21 protein-coding genes and 1 tRNA gene are annotated in these 16,005 nt (G+C 61.0%); 11 read left to right on the top strand and 11 right to left on the bottom strand.

Annotated features, from left to right (window positions below; translation table 11 throughout):
* Positions 1 to 25: 25 nt before the first annotated feature.
* Positions 26 to 355 carry a membrane protein insertion efficiency factor YidD gene (gene yidD / locus DC522_RS24145; protein WP_116531158.1) on the bottom strand — a complete coding sequence of 110 codons (330 nt, stop codon included), beginning with the start codon at positions 353 to 355 and terminating at the stop codon, positions 26 to 28.
* Entirely contained in the window at positions 355 to 801 is a 447-nt protein-coding gene (locus DC522_RS24140) for an iron-sulfur cluster assembly scaffold protein (RefSeq protein WP_116531157.1), read from the bottom strand. Before DC522_RS24140 ends, yidD begins: the two co-directional genes overlap by 1 nt.
* A 164-nt stretch (positions 802 to 965) precedes the next feature.
* On the opposite strand from DC522_RS24140, the gene folE reads away from it, so the two are divergent.
* From folE to DC522_RS24120, 4 genes are all read left to right on the top strand, one after another.
* Positions 966 to 1,598 (top strand): GTP cyclohydrolase I FolE, encoded by a 633-nt coding sequence (gene folE, locus DC522_RS24135; RefSeq protein ID WP_116531156.1) that lies wholly within the window; start codon positions 966 to 968, stop codon positions 1,596 to 1,598.
* A gap of 31 nt (positions 1,599 to 1,629) precedes the next feature.
* Complete coding sequence (hisI, locus tag DC522_RS24130) at positions 1,630 to 2,046, top strand: phosphoribosyl-AMP cyclohydrolase (protein WP_116531155.1); 417 nt, start codon at positions 1,630 to 1,632, stop codon at positions 2,044 to 2,046.
* Between the two features lie 81 nt (positions 2,047 to 2,127).
* Positions 2,128 to 3,303: an MFS transporter gene (locus DC522_RS24125; RefSeq protein WP_116531154.1), complete on the top strand. Its 1,176-nt coding sequence runs from the start codon at positions 2,128 to 2,130 to the stop codon at positions 3,301 to 3,303.
* A 74-nt stretch (positions 3,304 to 3,377) separates the two neighbouring features.
* Positions 3,378 to 4,388 (top strand): patatin-like phospholipase family protein, encoded by a 1,011-nt coding sequence (locus DC522_RS24120; RefSeq protein ID WP_116531153.1) that lies wholly within the window; start codon positions 3,378 to 3,380, stop codon positions 4,386 to 4,388.
* Here DC522_RS24120 and DC522_RS24115 read toward each other — a convergent pair whose 3' ends face one another.
* Positions 4,389 to 4,820: a CBS domain-containing protein gene (locus DC522_RS24115; RefSeq protein WP_116531152.1), complete on the bottom strand. Its 432-nt coding sequence runs from the start codon at positions 4,818 to 4,820 to the stop codon at positions 4,389 to 4,391.
* Between the two features lie 131 nt (positions 4,821 to 4,951).
* Positions 4,952 to 5,770: a rhomboid family intramembrane serine protease gene (locus DC522_RS24110; protein ID WP_165820285.1), complete on the bottom strand. Its 819-nt coding sequence runs from the start codon at positions 5,768 to 5,770 to the stop codon at positions 4,952 to 4,954.
* Positions 5,771 to 6,065: 295 nt separating this feature from the next.
* Here DC522_RS24110 and DC522_RS24105 point away from each other — a divergent pair, with 295 nt between their 5' ends.
* Positions 6,066 to 6,749, top strand: a complete 684-nt coding sequence (locus DC522_RS24105; protein ID WP_116531150.1) for a transglutaminase-like cysteine peptidase — start codon at positions 6,066 to 6,068, stop codon at positions 6,747 to 6,749.
* 93 nt (positions 6,750 to 6,842) lie between these two features.
* Here DC522_RS24105 and DC522_RS24100 read toward each other — a convergent pair whose 3' ends face one another.
* From DC522_RS24100 to cysE, 3 genes are all read right to left on the bottom strand, one after another.
* Positions 6,843 to 7,373, bottom strand: a complete 531-nt coding sequence (locus DC522_RS24100) for a gamma carbonic anhydrase family protein (RefSeq protein WP_116531149.1) — start codon at positions 7,371 to 7,373, stop codon at positions 6,843 to 6,845.
* A gap of 59 nt (positions 7,374 to 7,432) precedes the next feature.
* Positions 7,433 to 7,645 (bottom strand): DUF3126 family protein, encoded by a 213-nt coding sequence (locus tag DC522_RS24095; protein WP_047188392.1) that lies wholly within the window; start codon positions 7,643 to 7,645, stop codon positions 7,433 to 7,435.
* A gap of 201 nt (positions 7,646 to 7,846) precedes the next feature.
* Entirely contained in the window at positions 7,847 to 8,683 is an 837-nt protein-coding gene (gene cysE / locus DC522_RS24090; RefSeq protein WP_116531148.1) for a serine O-acetyltransferase, read from the bottom strand.
* A 78-nt stretch (positions 8,684 to 8,761) separates the two neighbouring features.
* On the opposite strand from cysE, the gene DC522_RS24085 reads away from it, so the two are divergent.
* Positions 8,762 to 9,562, top strand: coding sequence for an enoyl-CoA hydratase (locus tag DC522_RS24085; protein ID WP_116531147.1), 801 nt, complete (start codon positions 8,762 to 8,764; stop codon positions 9,560 to 9,562).
* A 96-nt stretch (positions 9,563 to 9,658) separates the two neighbouring features.
* Here the strand turns inward: DC522_RS24085 and DC522_RS24080 are convergent, their stop codons facing one another.
* From DC522_RS24080 to DC522_RS24070, 3 genes are all read right to left on the bottom strand, one after another.
* On the bottom strand, positions 9,659 to 10,144 hold the full coding sequence (locus tag DC522_RS24080; RefSeq protein WP_116531146.1) for a class I SAM-dependent methyltransferase: 486 nt from the start codon (positions 10,142 to 10,144) through the stop codon (positions 9,659 to 9,661).
* A gap of 57 nt (positions 10,145 to 10,201) precedes the next feature.
* Positions 10,202 to 10,966 carry an alpha/beta fold hydrolase gene (locus tag DC522_RS24075; RefSeq protein ID WP_116531145.1) on the bottom strand — a complete coding sequence of 255 codons (765 nt, stop codon included), beginning with the start codon at positions 10,964 to 10,966 and terminating at the stop codon, positions 10,202 to 10,204.
* A gap of 106 nt (positions 10,967 to 11,072) precedes the next feature.
* Complete coding sequence (locus DC522_RS24070; protein ID WP_116531144.1) at positions 11,073 to 11,912, bottom strand: SDR family oxidoreductase; 840 nt, start codon at positions 11,910 to 11,912, stop codon at positions 11,073 to 11,075.
* Positions 11,913 to 12,060: 148 nt separating this feature from the next.
* Here DC522_RS24070 and DC522_RS24065 point away from each other — a divergent pair, with 148 nt between their 5' ends.
* The 4 genes from DC522_RS24065 to DC522_RS24050 all read left to right on the top strand — a co-directional run bounded on the left by DC522_RS24065 (position 12,061) and on the right by DC522_RS24050 (position 14,121).
* Entirely contained in the window at positions 12,061 to 12,441 is a 381-nt protein-coding gene (locus DC522_RS24065; RefSeq protein ID WP_116531143.1) for a helix-turn-helix domain-containing protein, read from the top strand.
* 79 nt (positions 12,442 to 12,520) lie between these two features.
* The gene (locus tag DC522_RS24060) at positions 12,521 to 12,784 is read left to right on the top strand and encodes a zinc-finger domain-containing protein (RefSeq protein WP_047188385.1); all 264 of its coding nucleotides are present in this window, start codon (positions 12,521 to 12,523) and stop codon (positions 12,782 to 12,784) included.
* Between the two features lies 1 nt (position 12,785).
* Positions 12,786 to 13,973: an FAD-dependent oxidoreductase gene (locus DC522_RS24055; protein WP_205769747.1), complete on the top strand. Its 1,188-nt coding sequence runs from the start codon at positions 12,786 to 12,788 to the stop codon at positions 13,971 to 13,973.
* A gap of 62 nt (positions 13,974 to 14,035) precedes the next feature.
* Positions 14,036 to 14,121: transfer RNA gene (locus DC522_RS24050), tRNA-Leu, on the top strand.
* Between the two features lie 308 nt (positions 14,122 to 14,429).
* On the opposite strand, the gene DC522_RS24045 is transcribed toward DC522_RS24050, so the two are convergent.
* Positions 14,430 to 14,678, bottom strand: a complete 249-nt coding sequence (locus tag DC522_RS24045; RefSeq protein ID WP_116531141.1) for a hypothetical protein — start codon at positions 14,676 to 14,678, stop codon at positions 14,430 to 14,432.
* A 260-nt stretch (positions 14,679 to 14,938) separates the two neighbouring features.
* On the opposite strand from DC522_RS24045, the gene DC522_RS35015 reads away from it, so the two are divergent.
* Positions 14,939 to 15,088, top strand: a complete 150-nt coding sequence (locus tag DC522_RS35015; protein ID WP_165820284.1) for a hypothetical protein — start codon at positions 14,939 to 14,941, stop codon at positions 15,086 to 15,088.
* Positions 15,089 to 16,005: the final 917 nt, after the last annotated feature.

Raw genomic sequence — 16,005 nt, 5'->3', positions numbered from 1 at the left:
GACGGTTTTTTAGGACAAGGCGAGCTCAGCCGCCGTCAGGTTCGACCGAATCGCAGGTGATCGGGGGAGCGTTCACGCCCCTCCAGCGACCATAGGCCCACGGCTTATACCAGGCCGAGCCTTCGGGCAATGTTTCAGGAACAAGGTCGATGCCATGGGTGCCGAAAGGCCCGCAGCGGCAGATGCGGGAAAAACCCATCCAGCCCCCCGCCCAGAACCCATGCTTCTGGATCGCCTCGTCCGTGTATTCCGAGCACGACGGCAGGTGTCGGCACTGACGGCCGATCAGGCCTGACAAGCTCAGCTGATAGCCCCGGATCGCCCAATGGGCCGCCCGCTGGACCGGACTTGGCATTATTCGCCGCCTCTCGCCCGCCGCGCCTCGATCTGGTCGAGGGCATCCACCACCGCATCGAAGGTGAGAAGAATGGACGCATGGCGGGCCTTGTAGCCCCGCAGGGGCTCCAGGACCTTCAGGTCCTCCCACTTGCCCTCGGGCGCCTCGGCATTGGCCTTGAGCACGCTGGCTGCCGTCTCCCTCAGCTCCCGAAGCTCCTCGGCCGTCGAGCCGATCACATGCAGTCCCATGATGGCGGAGGAGGCCTGGCCAAGGGCACAGGCCTTCACGTCATGGGCGAAAGCCGTCACGACATTGCCCTCCAGCTTTAAATCAACCGTCACCGTAGAGCCGCAAAGCTTCGAACGAGCGGTCGCCGACGCATCCGGCTCGGGCAGCCGCCCAAGATGGGGGATATTGGCCGCAAGCTCGAGAATGCGGCGGCTATAGATATCGTTCAGCATTCGGGTCTAGCATTGCGAATGGGAATGTGCTCCACATCCCTTATATAGGCATCATGACCGAACTTCGCGACAGGGCTGCGTGTTGGCTTAAGACGGAAGGCGGGAATGAAGCGTCGGAAGTATCCCCGCTTCCGCACCGTGTTAGTTTAAGAAAGAGGCTCCACGTGAATGATGTGGTTAAGTCCTTGTCCCCGCGTCTGATTCCAGCCGCCGACAAGCCTACCGACCGCCCGACCCGGGAGGAAGCCGAAGCGGCTGTTCGTACCCTGATTCGCTGGGCGGGCGACGATCCGCAGCGCGAAGGCCTGCAGGATACCCCGAAACGCGTCGCAAAGGCGTTCAAGGAATTCTATTCGGGTTACCAGGACGATCCGAAGGATGTCCTGAATAAAATCTTCGCCGAAGTGGAGGGCTATGACGATATCGTGCTCGTGCGCGACATCCCCTTCTACTCCCATTGCGAGCACCACATGGTGCCCTTCTACGGCATGGCGCATATCGCCTACTACCCGACGAAGGGCGTCGTGGGGCTGTCCAAGCTCGCCCGCCTCGTGGAGGTCTATGCCCGCCGTCTCCAGACCCAGGAGACCATGACGGCGCAGATCGCCTCAGCCATGGAGCAGTTTCTCGAGCCTCGCGGCGTCGCGGTGATGATCGAGGCCGAGCACATGTGCATGTCCATGCGCGGCGTCCAAAAGGCCGGCGCGATGACCCTCACGACGCAGTTCACCGGCGCCTTCAACGACACCGCCGAGCAGGTGCGCTTCCTCACGCTCGTGAGACACGGTAAGGCTTGAGGCGAATCCCTCAACTTCTATTGAGAAACCCATGTGCGCGTCCTGCTCCAGCTCCTTTCCCGCTCCTGGCTCGAAGGCTGACCTTGAAGAAGGAACGTCCCTCACCCCGTGCTTCAACGCGGATGGGCTCGTCACCTGCGTGACGACGGATGCGGCGACCGGCGAGCTGCTGATGGTCGCGCATATGAATGCCGAAGCCCTCGCTAAGACCCTTGAGACCGGCGAGGCTTGGTACTGGTCCCGCTCACGCGGCGAGCTCTGGCACAAAGGCGCGACCAGCGGCCAGATCCAGACTGTCGTCGAGATGCGGATAGATTGTGATCAGGACGCCCTGTGGCTCAAGGTGAATGTCGCTGGTGACGGCGGCTGCTGCCACACGGGCCGCCGCTCCTGCTTCTACCGCAAGGTGGACACCTCCGACGGCAAGGCGAGCCTCGTTCAGGCTTGAAGACCAGCCTCTCACTCATGAGGGGCTCTCTCCCATCCTCAGTGGGTTTCAAATCAGGCGCGGCCCACTAAAAGCCGTCGTATGACACGACGCGATCTTCTCCCGGCCCGCGCGGCCGTCAGCGCCACGTTCTTCGGCAACGGCTTCGGCATCGGCATCTGGGCGGCGCAACTGCCCCGCTTCAAGGCTGAGCTTGGCTTGTCGGACGGACAGCTCAGCCTTGGCCTTCTGGCCTTCGCCATTGGAGCGGTGTTGCTCATGCCGATCGTCGGCTGGGTGATCATCATTATTGGCAGCAGGCTCGCGACCCTCGTTGCTGCTCTTGCCTTCACGATCGGGCTTCTCCTGATCGGGCTTGCGCCTTCCTTGAGCCTCTTCGTCGCCACGTCTCTCCTGGCAGGCGCGTTCAACGGCTCCCTCGACATCTCCATGAACACCAATGCCACGGTCGTGGAGAAAGCCTGGGGCAAGGCGATCATGTCGTCATTTCACGCCTTTTTCAGCCTCGGCGGGTTGGCAGGCGCTGCCCTGTCCGGAGTGCTGATAGCCCTCAATCTCTCCATTTTCTCCACCCTGCTCGTCGCCTGCCTTGGAATGGGCGCTCTCTTCCTGGCCGCCGCCTTTGGCATGATGACAGAGACTGAAGGGGTGGGAGACGCCGGGGGCCATGGCTTTGCCTGGCCTCGTGGCCCCGTCGTGATCGTTGCCGTGCTCGCCATGTTCTGCCTCATCGTGGAAGGCGCCATGGTCGATTGGACGGCGATCTACCTGCAGACCGTCGCGGGCGCGGACCTGCAAGCTGCGGTGAGCGGCTTCGCCGCCTTCTCGCTGGCCATGACCATCTGCCGTTTCCTGGGCGATTCCGTCGTGCGCAGACTGGGCCGCATCCGCACCGTGCAGCTTGGCGGTTTGCTGGCAGCGTCCGGCCTGCTCCTCGCCACCCTCCTGTCGCAGCCGATCCCCGCCACTCTTGGTTTCGCGCTGGTCGGGTTCGGGCTGGCCAACCTGGTGCCGGTGCTCTTCAGCACGGCAGGTCAAATGCCGGGCATCGCCCCCAGCGTGGGCGTCGCGATGGTCGCCACGATGGGCTATGGCGGATACCTCATGGGACCGCCGCTCATCGGCTTCGGCGGCGATCTTTTTGGCCTGCGATCCATGCTGGGCGTGCTGATCCTGTTCTCGCTCACCATCAGCATTTTGTCGCAACGGGCCCTGCGCACCTCCGCTGTTCAGTTTTCCGAAGCGCGACCTAAGTGAAACTTAAGGGCACCATTCATACGGTCTTCACCAGCTTGGCGCATGAATAGGACGAACGGCCTTGGAGTTGAGCGATGTTGTGGGACGGGATTGCCCGGCGCAGCGCCGGATCAGGAGGCGGCGGGGGCATTGAGGAGATCAAGCCTCCGGCCGAACGCGACACGCGGGCGAAAGTAAGGATCGGCTTGGCCCTTGGCGGCGGAGCAGCCAGGGGATGGTCGCATATCGGGGTGCTGCGCGTTCTCGAAGAGGCGGGCATTGTCCCGGATGTGATTGCCGGGTGCTCCATCGGCGCCGTGGTCGGCGGCTGCTATGCGGCCGGCAAGCTCGATCAACTCGAATCCTTCGCCCTGTCGCTCACAAAGCGCCGCGTCATGGGCCTCCTCGATTTCCACTTCAGCGGAGCGGGCCTGATTGCAGGCGGACGCCTGCAGCGCCTGCTTGACCAGGATCTCACGGATCGCCGCGTCGAGACGCTGCCTATCAAGTTCTGCACCATCGCCACCGAATTGATCAGCGGCCACGAGATCTGGTTGACGCGCGGGCCGCTCGTGCAGGCGATGCGGGCATCCTACGCCCTGCCCGGCGTGTTCGATCCGGTTCTGATCAAGGGCCGCTGGCTCATGGACGGCGCGCTGGTGAATCCCATTCCGATCACCGCCGCCCGTGCCTTGGGCGCGGATCTCGTGATCTGCGTGAACCTCAACGGCGAAGTGCGCGTGCGCGGAACGGTGATCCAATCCTACGATGCTGAGCAGAGCGACGAACAGGAGATCGAGGAAGTGATCGAGGAAGCACCACGCAAGTGGAGCCTTTTCTCGGCACCGCGTGCGGACAAGCAGCGCAAGCCCAATGCTCCCGGCATGGCGACCGTGATGGTCGATGCCTTCAACATCACGCAGGATCGCATCGCCCGCTCACGCCTGGCTGGCGATCCGCCCGATATCATGGTTGCACCGAAGCTCGCGAAGATGGGGCTGTTCGAGTTCCATCGCGCGCACGAATGCATTGCGCTTGGGCGGCAGGCCACGGAACGCGCCCTGCCGGATATTCTGGAACTGATACAGGAATCACAACCGACGTGATCAGGCGGTCGCGATATATTCCTTAATGGCCTGACTTTCGGCCTCGATCTCCTCGACGCGCTGTTTCACCACGTCACCGATGGAGATGATGCCGACGAGCTGCCCTCCATCGACGACGGGCACGTGCCGGAACTTTTGCTGCGTCATCAGCTCCATCAGATCATTGACGGAGCTCCGGCTCGTGCAGGTGACGACCTGCCCTGTCATGAAGCGGGAGACGGGCTCGTCAAGCGCCTGAGCCCCGTAAGCGGCAATAGCCTTGACGATATCGCGCTCGGAAAGAATGCCGGACACGGGCTGCTTCCCATCCACCACGACAACGGCACCGATCCTGCGCTCCGACAAAAGCCGCGCCGCTTCGCTCAGAGAGCGGTTGGCTTCGATAGAGACGACATTGCGTCCTTTCACAGAAAGGATTCGATCGACGTTCATGCTTTTCCTCCCGTTGTGCGGGGGCGAAGAACGGTCAGCCTTCGCAACCGCTCGGCTTTCAGTGGGCCCTCCCATGAACGAGGGAGAACCCTGCGTCAGTCATAGGATGATTGAGCGAAACCCGAGCACTTTCAAGCCGAGATACGCCTCCCACGGGCCGGGATGGGGTCAAGCCAAGGGAAAATGAGAAGCCCCACCAGGAAGCCGCCCACATGGGCCTCCCAGGCAATGCTCCCCTCGGCAAAGCCGATCGGCTGAACGAAGGCAAAGAGATAGTTGGTGCCGAACCAGACGGCGAGGAAGATCAGGAACGGCCTGTTGCGGATCAGGTCGGCCAAAGCTTGGCGCGGCCGCTCATGCGGTTCGGCGAGCCGCCCCTCCCAATGCCAGCTCGCAGGCGCGAAGATGAACCAGGAGGCGGCAGCCATCAGGCCGGAGACGGCCCCCGAGGCTCCGATCATGGGGATGACCTGCATCGGGTTCATCGCTGCGTAAAGCACGGCACCGCCGATCGCTGACAGCGCAGAGAGAAGAAGGAACCGCCCTACCCCGCAGCGCCGCGCAATGGGCGTGCCGAAGGCCGCAAGCCAGATGCTGTTGAGGAGAACATGCGCCCAGGAGCCGTGCAGGAGTGCATAGGTCAGCGCCGTCCAGGGGCGCCCCTCACTGTCTCCCAAAATGTACTGAGCAAGACCAGCCAGTGGCTCCAGAGCTTCTTCCGATGCTCCCTCCTGCATAAGCCGCACGATCTCATGGCTGTCCACGCCCCCGTAGGCGACTGCCCAGCGAGCGGGAATCACGGACCAATCGATGACCGTCTGAAAATCGGTTTCTTCGGAGAAGAAAAACATGCGCAGGGCATGGATTACCATCAGAGCAAGAATGCTGAAGGTCACGACCGACGGCAGGTTGAAAATCGGCTCGCGGGCACGGAACTGACGCATGGGCATGGACAACTTTTTCATGGGCTGTCAGCATGGGAAACCAGGGCTGACAGCAGGCGACGATCTTTCTCACTTAAGCCTTCTATGTGGTCCGTAGCGCAAGCAAAACCATATGCTTAGCGGTATCTTCTGATGACCTAGAGGAATGCTTTCCTCATCATGGTAGGCCATCCGGACTTTTTGTTAACCATAAAGGAACCGTGCCCAAGCGCGACGCGTTAACTCACCTTTTACTTTCCGCTTGAGCCTGAAATGCAACCATGTCAGTTTGGTTAAAAGAACATTAACCGACTGGTGGGGCATGCGGCAGGATTATTTCAATAACGGCTTTTTCAGCAGCCTGAATGAGAAGTTTTCCTTCTCGACCAATTTCATCAAAGCAGCTTTCGTTTCGGCTTTCGTTGTTTTCGCAGGTGGCGCAGCCCAGGCTCAGACCCTCGCCTCCCTGCCCGCTTCCAGCAACCCGATAGCGAGCATGGGTGCGGCCAGACCTCTCCTGGCATGGTCGAAGTTCTGCGACAGCAATCCCACTGAATGCGCCGTCGATGCGACGGAGCCGGAAGTCGTCGACCTGACCCCGCAGGTCTGGAAGACCATCGTGTCCGTGAACCAGCGCGTGAACTCCAGCGTCAAGGCCGTGACCGATGCCGAGCACTGGGGCACCGTCGATATCTGGGGCTTTCCGGATGACGGTCGTGGCGACTGCGAGGACTTCCAGCTCCTCAAGCGCAAGATCCTCTCCGAGAACGGCCTCCCCCGCCGCGCCATGCGCATGACCGTCGTGATCGACGAGCTCGGCGAGGGCCATGCGGTGCTGGTGATTCGCACCAATCGTGGCGATTACGTGCTCGACAACAAGACCTCCTCGGTCCTGCCCTGGAGCCGCACCGGCTACGTGTACATCAAGCGCGAGAGCCAGGACACAGTTGGCTGGGTTTCGCTGGGCGGCATTGCCACCTCGCCGACCACCACCGCGAACCGCTAAAACAAAACCGGCATTTCAGCGCATCGTGCGGAAAAGTGGGTCCGATGCTCTAGACGCCGGTTGCCATCTTCTGAATCCAAAGTATGAGGCGGGTCAGTCGATCCGCCTCATTCCTTTTGCGAAACGCTTCCAATTCGCCACGTAGTTCTGCGCCGACCACCGCAGCTTCTCGATCGCCGTTTCGTCTAGCACGCGAATGGCCTTGGCCGGTGCGCCGACGATCAAGGCATTATCCGGAAACTCCTTGCCCTCGGTGACAAGCGCATTGGCTCCTACGAGGCAGTTCGCACCGATCCGGGCATAGTTGAGCACGGTCGCTCCCATGCCGATCAGGGAATTCTCGCCAATGGTGCAGCCATGGAGGATCGCCTTGTGCCCGATGGTGCAGCCGGCACCGACGGTGAGCGGCGCGCCCATATCCGTGTGGAGCAAGGCCCCTTCCTGGATGTTTGTGCCCTCGCCGATATCGATGAGCTCGTTGTCGCCGCGCAGCACAGCCCCGAACCAGATGCCCACGTCATTGGCAAGCTGCACTTTGCCGATCACATGGGCATCGGGAGCGATCCAGAAACGGTCCGCTTCGGGCAAGATCGGAGAAACATCGTCAAGGCTGTAGATCGGCATGGCTCGCCCTAAAATGAAAACGGCAGAACCTAAGGAGGTTCTGCCGCGATTGATGCCGCTTAGTCCTCGAGGTCCGTATCGAGGATCGCCATGGTGAAGTTGTAGGAGCGGTCTCCATCCTCGTCATCGACGAAGAGCACGCCGACGAATTCCTCACCGATATAAACTTCCGCCGAGTCGGTCTTCTTGGGGCGACCGACAACTCGGATCGAGTGGTTCGCAAAGGTCTGGCGCAGGTAGCGCTCGACTTTCGCCATCTCCGTTTTATCCACTACAGGTCCTTTCTTTCGTTTCCGGCCTCAGCCATTGCCATGCCGGGCCAACGCGGGCAAGCGGGGTTGGGTCCTTTCCCCGCGAGAGCATTGGATGGATCCCAAAAGTGGAATCCACTTTTGGGATCCATCCAATGCTCCCTTCATAGAGCAACGCATCGCTCGGGGCGGAAAACCGGGTCCACTTTTCCGCACGATGCGCTAGATGCCGTCCGCCTCCGAGAGAAGGTGGTTCATGGCCCGAGCCGGCTCGTCGCATCCGGCGGTGCCGACGACCTTCGCCGGGACGCCCGCCACCGTCGCATTATGAGGCACGGGTTTGAGGACCACGGAGCCGGCTGCGATTCTCGCGCAATGGCCGACCTCGATATTGCCGAGGATCTTGGCTCCGGCCCCGATCAGCACGCCGTGCCGGATCTTCGGATGGCGGTCGCCCCGCTCCTTACCGGTACCTCCGAGGGTCACGTTCTGGAGCATGGACACGTTGTCCTCGACGACGGCGGTGGCGCCGACCACGAGGCCAGTGGCGTGATCGAGGAAGATGCCATGCCCTATCCGGGCCGCCGGATGGATATCGGTCTGAAAGGTGTCAGACGAGCGGCTTTGGAGATAGAGCGCCAAATCCTCCCGCCCCTTGGTCCAGAGCCAATGGGCCAGGCGGTGCGTCTGGATGGCGTGAAAGCCCTTGAAATAGAGCACGGGCTCGATGGCCCGGGTGACGACCGGATCGCGGTCGAGCACGGCGCTGATATCCGCGCGGAAGGCCTGGCCGATGCTCTTGTCCTGCTCCACAGCCTCCAGGAAGACCTGCTCGATGATGTCCGCAGGCAAGGCGGAATGGCCTAAGCGCGATGCCACGCGGTGGATCACCGCCGCCTCAAGGCTCGGCTGATGAAGGATGGTGCTCAGCACGAATCCGGCCAGAGCGGGCTCGCTCTGGACGATGGCATCAGCCTCGGTGCGGAGACGATTCCAGATTGGATCGACCTTGCCGGCGAGAAAATCCGGGTTCCCGGACTTCAAGCGGGTCTGTGTCATGGTAATCTCCTGCCGGCGTAAGCATCCAAACCGCATACATAAGAAGCCTCAGTCCCTTACCATAGATCCTCTCACATCATGAACGCCTCTTTTTCATCCGTTTCGGCAAAGCTCACCACCTCCATCGACGGCCCCGTTGCAACGCTTGCCATCAACAATCCGGCCAAGCGCAATGCCGTTGACCTCGGAATGTGGCAGGCCCTTCCGGGGATCCTCTCGAGCTTGGACCAGGATGAGCGTGTGCGGGTGATCATCCTGCGCGGCGCAGGAACGGAGTCCTTTGCCTCCGGCGCCGACATCGCGGAATTCGAGACCGTGCGGGCCGATGCCGAGGGAGGGCGAGCTTATGAGGCCATCAACGAGGCGGCCTTCTGGGCCGTTGCCCATTGCGCGAAGCCGGTGATTGCCATGATCCGCGGCTTCTGCCTCGGCGGCGGCTTCGGGCTCGCGCTCTCCTGCGATCTTCGGATCGCTTCCGAGAATGCCACCTTCGGCATTCCCGCCGCGCGCCTCGGAATCGGCTACCCGCCAGGGGCGATGAAGCTGATCACGGCCACGGTTGGTGCACCGGCGGCCAAGGACCTGTTCTACACAGCCCGTCGCATCGGCGCGGATGAGGCGCAACGCCTTGGTGTTGTCCAGCGCGTGGTGCCCGATGACAGCCTGGAGAAGGCCGTTCTCGCTCTTGCGCATGACATTGCCAAGAACGCACCGCTCACGATCCGCGCCGCGAAAGCCGCTATCGACGCCGCCATGGGTATCGGGCACCCGAACATCGATCCCGTCGCCTTGGCTGATCAATGTTTCGACAGCGCCGATGCGGTCGAAGGACGCACGGCATTTCTCGAAAAGCGTCAGCCCGTTTTCACGGGGCACTGATCTTGAGAGCATTTTTCGGCGAAGTGGATCCGGTTCGCCGTTCAAAAATGCGGCATAACCAAGAACAGAGCCGATTCCACCTAAGTGGAATCGGCTTTAGCGACGATAGACAAAATAGCGGCCCTCGGCGACGCCTGTTTCAGATGAGATATCTTTGCAGCAGGTCAGGTCGAAGGCGCGGTCGGCGAGAAGAAGACCACCCGACTGCAGCAGGTTTTCGAGCAGTGGCGCGAGTCGCTTCGCGAGTTGGCGATTGGCCTCTTCATCTCCCGTTCCGATATCGGTGTGAACGAGCGCCGCGCAACCTGACCCGAAGCGCTCGATGAACCGCGGCAAGGTCTCGAATACGTCGCCGACGAGCAGATATTGATCGGGCGGAATGCAGTCGGGATGAGCCGCGGGCGAACGCTCGAACACGTAAATCTCGCGTCCCGGGAGCCGACTGCGCAGGTGGTCGTAGGTGCGCCCGTTGCCGAGGCCGAGTTCGAGCACGAGTCCTTGAGGGCTGATCCTGCTCGTCGCCCAATCCAACAGATCGCGCTGAGCCGTCAGCCGCCGGATGGCGCTCTCGAGTCTGGTCATCCACCTCTCCTTCCTGAGGAAGGTGGGCGAGCCAGCCCCCAAATCAACAGCTCAGCTTCAGGGGCGCTTCGCTAAAAAGTCCAGCACGCCCTGCTTGTGCACCTTGTCGCCGACGGCGAGGTTATGGTCGCGGCCCGGGATGTCGAGCGCGGTTGCGTTCGGCAAGAACTTCACGAGGCCGGGCCCGGAGCCCGCCACGTCGTCGTTGGTGCCGACAGCCACCAGCGTCGGAAGCGTGATGGAAGCGACTTCCTCCTTCGTCAGCGCCTGACGCGAGCCGCGAATGCAGGCCGCGAGCGCCTTCAGGTCACTGCCGGTCTGCTCTGCGAAGGCACGGAACATGCGCTGCATGGGATCGGTCAGATCATCGAGGGAGCGCACCTCCATCGCATCGGCGATGCCGAGCGGCAGGCCGACGCCGTCGATCAGGTGAATACCGAGGCCGCCGAGAAGGGCGGAGCGCATCCGCTCGGGCGATGCCAGCGCCATATGCGCCGTGATGCGCGCTCCCATGGAATAGCCCATCACATCCGCGCGCTCGATGTCGAGATGATCGAGCAGGCGACGCGCATCCTCCGCCATGCGATAGGAATGGTAGGCTTCAGGATCGTAGAGCTTCTCGCTCTCGCCATGCCCGCGATTGTCGAGGGCAATCACGCGATAGCCTTCGCGCGTCAGCGTCTTCACCCACAGCGTATTGACCCAGTTCACCGCATGGTTCGATGCGAAGCCGTGAATGAGCAGGATCGGATCGCCCTGCCCCTCGTGGGGAGGAACGTCGATGTAGGCGATGCTGACGCCATTGGAGTTGAAGTAGCGCATGGACAATCTGGAGAGCTGGTGTCGGTTGCGGCGAAACCTAAGCACCCGCCCTCCCGAATGCAACGCTCGAGGCAGCAGGTCTGCCGGGCGTTGAGTTCTTGGGTCATCAGGCGGCGAAGACGACCGCATTCTCCCTGGCGTAGGCCTCGACGGAGCGCGGAGCCTTGCCTGTGAGGGTCTGGACCGCATTCGACACGGCAGCCGTCCAGCCTTCGCGAACCGGATGGAAGATCGAGGCGAGGAACTCCGCATAAGCCTTCGGCACGCCGGCATTGACCAGCATCGTGACGAACTCGGCATCGGACGAAGCCTTGTAGGCGATCGGTCGCCCGGACGCCTTCGAGAGGATCGCAGCCGCATCGCCATAGCTCAGCGCCTCCGGACCGGTGAGGTTGAAGGCCTGACCATCGAACCTGTTCGAGGTCAGCGCGGCAGCAGCCGACGAAGCGATATCGCGCACATCGATGAAGCTCGACTTGCCCTGCCCGGCCGGAACCGCAATCACGCCGTGCTTGATGCCCTCGAGCCAGAAGATCTGGAAATTGTCGGTGAACCAGTTCGGGCGCAGGATCACGTAAGGCGCACCGGAGCGCTCAAGGAAGAGTTCGGCTTGGCGATAGGGGATGCTGTCATCGGCATCGACACCGAAAACCGATTGCAGCACGACCTTGACCTTGCGCTCGATCGCGAGCTTCAGGAACGGCATCAGGGTACCCAGGATGTCGAGTGTGCCGGTGGGGACCAGAACATAGGCGCGATCGACGCCCTCCAGGGCTTGGGCATAGGTTGTCTGATCCGCGAAATCGAACTTGACGCCCTGGGCGCCACTCACCGGGTTTCCTGCGCGTGAGGCTGCCTTCACCGGCTCGCCTTTGGCAACCAGCTCGGCCACCAGCGGCTTGCCCACATTGCCCGTCGCGCCAAGAACCAGAATTTTTCCTGCCATCGTCATCTCCTGATAGGTTGGTTTCCAATAGGTACTAGGCACCTATCTGGAATATTGACTGGCATTTGGATATGTTGCCGTAAAGAACGCACCTTAAAGTGCCATGGTCACCCGGAGGAAACCGGCGATCCTAAGACTGGAGGCGGAAATGACCACCTACGACGTCTACGCGAAGAACTGCCCGACTCGGCTCGTTCTCGACCGTCTGGCCGACAAATGGGCGCTTCTGGTGCTCAACCGTCTGCGTGAGGAATCCGTGCGCTTCAACCAGCTGCGCCGGGACGTCGAGGGCGTCTCCCAAAAGGTCCTGACCCAGACCCTCAGGAATCTCGAGCGGGACGGGCTGATCCACCGACAGGTCTTCCCCACGGTTCCGGTGACGGTGGAATATTCCCTGACGCCGTTAGGCCAGACGCTGACCAAGACCGTGGCCGCCCTGGCCCATTGGGCTGAGGAGAATTTCGACGCGGTGCTGGCCGCCCAGCAGTCTTTCGACGCCTCCCGGACGAGCCATGCACACATGCGATAGCGGCTCAATTTTTGCTCTAGGCGCATGGCACTTCGGCCATTATGGTGCGCGCAAATTTCACCGCTTCAGAGCAACGGCAATGGCTGACAAAGGCACACCCCACTTCCACAACGATCCGGGCGTTCCCGTCATTCATGTGGGCTCGAAGGAGTTCATGTGCATCGGAGCCACGCCTCCTTTCGATCATCCCCATATCTTCATCGACATGGGCTATGACAACGAGACGATCTGCTCCTATTGCTCGACTCTCTTCAAGTACGATCCGTCCCTGAAGCCCGATGAAGCTCGCCCGGCGGAATGCGTCTGGGAACCCGACTTCGCCACCGACGCCTCCTCTCGCTAAGGTGTCCGGCCTCACCATCGCCATTGTCGGCGCCGGAATCGGCGGGCTGACGGCAGCCTTGAGCTTTGCCCGCCAGGGCCATTCCGTGACGCTCATCGAGCGCCGCACGGGCTTCAGCGAAGTGGGAGCGGGCCTTCAGCTCTCACCCAACGCCAGCCGCATCCTGATCAAGCTGGGCTTGAGCCCCGCCCTGCGCCGCGTCGCGACGATGCCGGACCGCGTGGTCGTGCGCGGCATCTCATCCGGCAAGCGCATTGGAGAAGTTGCGCTCGGCGCCTATATGCAGCAGCGCTACGGTGCACCCTACTGGGTCATTCACCGGGCGGACCTGCAGACCATCCTGCTCGACGCCGTTCGCTCCGAGCCCTCGATCCGGATCATCATAGGTCGCAAGGTCGAAGAGGTGCGCGACGGGCCCGACCACGCCGAACTCATCTGGACTTCTTCCAACGGCTCGCGCGAGAGCATGACGGCTGACGTGGTGATCGGCGCTGACGGCGTCTGGTCGAAGGTCCGTCAGGCCGTCGGCGACAAGGCTCTCCCGACATTTCATGGCTATGTCGCCTGGCGCTCCACTTGCGATCGCAAGATCATACCGCCGGAGCTAGCCGACAATGAGACCGGCCTCTGGCTTGGCGCCAAAGGCCATGTCGTGCACTATCCGATCTTCAGCGGCCACCTCGTCAATGTCGTCGCCATTGTAAAGACCAATGAGCCTGTCGAGGGCTGGGCCGCGCCTGGTCGAACCGAAGATCTTCTCGCCTATTACAGTTCCGCAAGCCCTGCCCTCCGCGAGCTTCTGAAGAAGCCGCAGGAATGGCTGCGATGGTCGCTGTTCCGCCATCCCATCAAGCGCCTCTCGCGGGGCCGCATTGCGCTGCTGGGCGACGCGGCTCATCCGGTTCTGCCGTTCCTGGCGCAAGGCGCGGCGCTGGCTATCGAGGATGCGGCAACCCTCAGCGCTCTTCTGGCCCGGAATCCGCAAGACGTCGTGCAGGCCCTGGCGGCCTATCAAGAGCATCGTTTTGAACGCGTCACCCGCATCCAGGCCGAAGGGCGACGGAACGGGCGCATCTATCATTCAGGCTCTCTCGTGGCCTTCGGCCGCGACAAGATCATGCAGATGATCGGGCCTGAGAGCATGTCCAACCGGTACGACTGGATTTACGGCTTCCGCACACCGGAGTGATGACTTCGGGAGCGCGGCAGACTTGCGCTCCACGCAAGACCCCGATAACCCTCATTCTCGATGCGGACGTGGCGAAACCGGTAGACGCAAGGGACTTAAAATCCCTCGGGCCCTGCCCGTGCGGGTTCGACCCCCGCCGTCCGCACCACTACAAGCAAATTCTTGTTGCAGACCAGGGACTTCCTTATATTGCAAGGGTTCTGAGAGGCTCCAAACGACCCCCCTGAGGCTGGGACGATCAAGACAAATCAGACACGGGTTATTCCCGTTCGTGAACACCTCATGGAACAGGGTTTCCTTGAATTCGCGAGAATGGCTGGCCGTGGTCCACTGTTCCTTGATCCAGCCTCGAACAGGAAGACGGCAACCAGCGATTCAACTAAGCCCTTGGGGGGGGTATGTTTCGACTGCAGGAGTCCCAATCGATCCAGGGGATTCTGAGAAACTCTAAGAGCCTCAATGTGGTGGCTGCGTGAGTTGGAGGGCCTCCAAGAATGGGAACTCAAGGATGATTTCATCCATATCATCCTTCACCTCTATATGAGCCGCCGCCCAATTGATTGGCTGCTCAAACTTGGTGTTCATCAGGTTCTGAGCCATCGCCCGAGCGACGCCCCAAGCCTGATCGGGGTCACGGAGATCTTGCCCTTCGGGATCACCTAGAACGTCAGATCCTATGTGCACATCAAAGAAGTAACGGGGCATAAAGGCTCCTGCACAATCTAGTTTGGCTTTCCCCGCTGACTTGGGAGAAGCGCGAGATGGGCACTCAAGGCTTGAACGATCTTGGCCACATCATCTCTCGGGATCTCGAAGGCGACCGGTCCGTATGAAGGATGATCGAACGCAAGAAGCGAACCACCATTGTTCGTCGCCTTGATGTACCAGGGCGGTTCGATAGTCGTTTCAACCCTCCGTCCATGAAGTGGCCGCTTTGGAGTCCCCTCAAGCATACGGGATCTTGCTTGACCAAGCAGATTGATCAACTTGGTGAGTTGCTCAAGATCCAGTCCGACTGGGGACGATGGACCTCCAACAGGAGCAATCTCGATGGTCACGGATTGCCGGTCATCGGCAACCCGGATACCGACCCGCGCCTCGGCCATGGCATATGACTCCTACTCGCGCTCGCTCGTGAGACCTGAAACGTCCCTTGTCGACCAGATGCGCTCACCTGACTGACGCTTGGAAGAGATAAGGCACACGAGAGGATACTTAAGGGCCGTTTGATCGAATGTGGAAACGAGGAAGCGAGATTCCCCTCACCCGAACTTCGTCCCTGTGGGCCTTAAGCTCGCGGCAGAGTTTGTTGAATTTTTTCTCCAGATACCGGGTCCGCGATAGCAGTTCAGCATCCGGCAGTCCCGACAGCGTGGGTATTCCGACCTTTCTGCGCATTCCTTTTGTCACAGAACGCAACTGCGCAAGTGATGTGTGCCCCATATTGGGAACTGAGAGCCAATGAGAATCAGGTGTACTGACCACTTCTAGAATTGTGGGGCACCGTCCATTAAACTCACTCAGAACAGCATTTTTGATCCTTCGCGGCAACCGGTCTATAGGAAAGAGATCGTATTCTTGCATTTTGCTTCCTACTATCACTACTATAGGGAAGCAAATGCACCACCCAAATATTGGCGAGTATTAGGCAAAATGCTTTGACTTAGCCTTTAGAGGTAAGAATCAGCAGCCGATAACATTTATCCCTACCCGTTAGAGCATCGTACGGAACCGGAGGTCCGCGTCGGCAACGCGAAGGGCCACGCCCGTGAAAACCGGCCTCGGTTTTCCGCACCGAGCGATGCACTGCTCTAGCGCATCGTGCGGAAAAGTGGACCCGGTTTTCCGCACAAAAGATGCGCTCATCAAGAAAAGGAGCATCGGATCAGCCCCTGACGCCCAGCGGCTCCGGCCTACGCAGACAAGGTGGTTGGAAATTCGCCCATGACGTTTTGATCAATGGAGGGATTTGCTGAGGGGGAGCGAGTGCAGAAGGGTGCCCCGGGGGCTGACGATGTCGAGCCGCCAGCCG

Origin of the sequence: Microvirga sp. KLBC 81 (assembly GCF_003075415.1) — a bacterium.
In the GTDB taxonomy this organism is placed as follows: domain Bacteria; phylum Pseudomonadota; class Alphaproteobacteria; order Rhizobiales; family Beijerinckiaceae; genus Microvirga.
The sequence above is the reverse complement of the archived record's forward strand: the minus strand, read 5'-3'. Positions and strand labels throughout refer to the sequence as shown.